This is a genomic window from Metallosphaera yellowstonensis MK1 (assembly GCF_000243315.1).
GTDB lineage: Archaea > Thermoproteota > Thermoprotei_A > Sulfolobales > Sulfolobaceae > Metallosphaera > Metallosphaera yellowstonensis.
Genome location: NZ_JH597770.1, coordinates 812,294 through 813,727 on the forward strand (window position 1 = coordinate 812,294; position 1,434 = coordinate 813,727).

Here is a 1,434-nt window from a genome sequence, read left to right on the forward strand (position 1 = left end):
CAGTTCAGGATACTCCTAATACTCTTGTTTTCTGATGATTTATTCAATCTAAAAGATTTTCTACTTAAATCAGTAGAACCGCTTATTAATAATATAGATTTATTTTCAAGGAGGTGATTTTGGGTCTACCGTTCTAGGGGAGGGGTAAAAGCTTAAACACTCTGAATACTTTAAAGTATTGTGGAATATAAATCAACGAGGCATGCAAGATACCTATGCAACTACCATTTCGTATGGATTCCTAAGTACCGTAGAGACGTGTTAGTCGGCGAAATAGTAGAATACACTAAAGAGGTCTTAAAATCAATAGCCGATGGGCTAGGTTGTGAAATAATAGCCTTAAAAGTGATGTCAGACCACATACACTTGTTCGTCAATTGTCCTCCCAGATATTCGCCGTCATACCTAGCAAACTACTTCAAGGGGAAGTCTGCTAGGCTAGTTTTGAAGAAATTCCCAGAGCTAAGAAAATACACTAAGCTCTGGACAAGAAGCTACTTCGTGTCAACTGCTGGAAACGTATCAAGTGAGACCATAAGGAAATACATTGAAGAACAGTGGGTGAAAGAGGGTGAAAAGGACTAACGTAGTTAAACTAGTATGTGGATAAAAACACATGAGAAGCTGAAGGAACTAGCTGTAGTAACTGCCAAGTGCCGGGACGAAGTTAACTGGTTAAGGATACAACAGTTTAAGAAAGGGGAAAGGATCGACTTTGCCAAGACAGGAAAGGAGGTATATGAGAAGTACAGCAGTTATCAGATTTTACCTTAATTACAGGGCGCTACCTAAGGAAAAATCCCATAACTGCTGTGAGAAGTACAAACACGTGTTAAAGGTTAACGCACAACAAGTTGCCAGGAAGAATTACTTGCCTTTATTTCGCAAGTTAAAGCTATAGTAAGGAAGAGATTGTGAAGGCTCTTGTGGAGCAAGTTGTTGCAATGGGATTCAAGATAAGCAGCAGTTATGGGATTTCTCGTTAGGTGTAGCCTTGAAGTCAAGGCAAAATCTAATAACTGCTGTAGATTATTATTAATTCTTTTATTTCCTGAACTCAATCCAGAGAATTTTACATTTAATCTAGCTAAAACGCTTATTTACACAATTGATTTCAAGGAGGTGATTTTGGGTCTATCGTTTAGGGCTGGGAGGAGGTCAGTTCGTAGACCTCACAAGTTAACTGAACTGAGACTTACCTCAGCACTTCTTCCCCCTAGCTAAGAGCCTGTACTTCACCATCCTGTCCTCTGGGGAGAACCTGGGGGGGTGAGCTGACACGGTCTCCCCACCACACTTGGGACACTTATCCCTCAGCGTGTAGCTCCAGTCCCTCTCACATCTCCTGAGCAACCTCATTTCGCTAGCTCAGCCTCCACCCCCTCCTCCTTTGCCCTCTCCATCAACTTCCCCACCACCTCCTCCAGTCTCTGG

The 1,434-nt window shown here is 42.0% G+C and carries 2 protein-coding genes and 2 pseudogenes; 3 read left to right on the forward strand and 1 reads right to left on the reverse strand.

The genetic code is table 11. The features are described from left to right. The 3 genes and pseudogenes from METMK1DRAFT_RS17985 to METMK1DRAFT_RS16920 all read left to right on the forward strand — a co-directional run. Nucleotides 1–117 (forward strand): annotated as a pseudogene (locus tag METMK1DRAFT_RS17985) (ISH3 family transposase); the annotation flags it as partial. A gap of 63 nt (nt 118–180) precedes the next feature. Continuing rightward, nucleotides 181–585 carry an IS200/IS605 family transposase gene (gene tnpA / locus METMK1DRAFT_RS15270; protein ID WP_009075884.1) on the forward strand — a complete coding sequence of 135 codons (405 nt, stop codon included), beginning with the start codon at nt 181–183 and terminating at the stop codon, nt 583–585. After that, nucleotides 572–868, forward strand: a pseudogene (locus METMK1DRAFT_RS16920) (hypothetical protein); the annotation flags it as partial. The gene tnpA and the pseudogene METMK1DRAFT_RS16920, both read left to right, overlap by 14 nt. A gap of 332 nt (nt 869–1,200) precedes the next feature. Here METMK1DRAFT_RS16920 and METMK1DRAFT_RS15275 read toward each other — a convergent pair. Beyond that, a complete protein-coding gene (locus tag METMK1DRAFT_RS15275; protein WP_009075892.1) occupies nt 1,201–1,359 on the reverse strand; it encodes an RNA-protein complex protein Nop10 in 159 nt (52 codons plus the stop codon). Nucleotides 1,360–1,434: the final 75 nt, after the last annotated feature.

Excerpts from the sequence above, each read along its gene's own strand:
- METMK1DRAFT_RS15275 (WP_009075892.1), bottom strand. The coding sequence starts at position 1,359 with ATGAGGTTGCTCAGGAGATGTGAGAGGGACTGGAGCTACACGCTGAGG.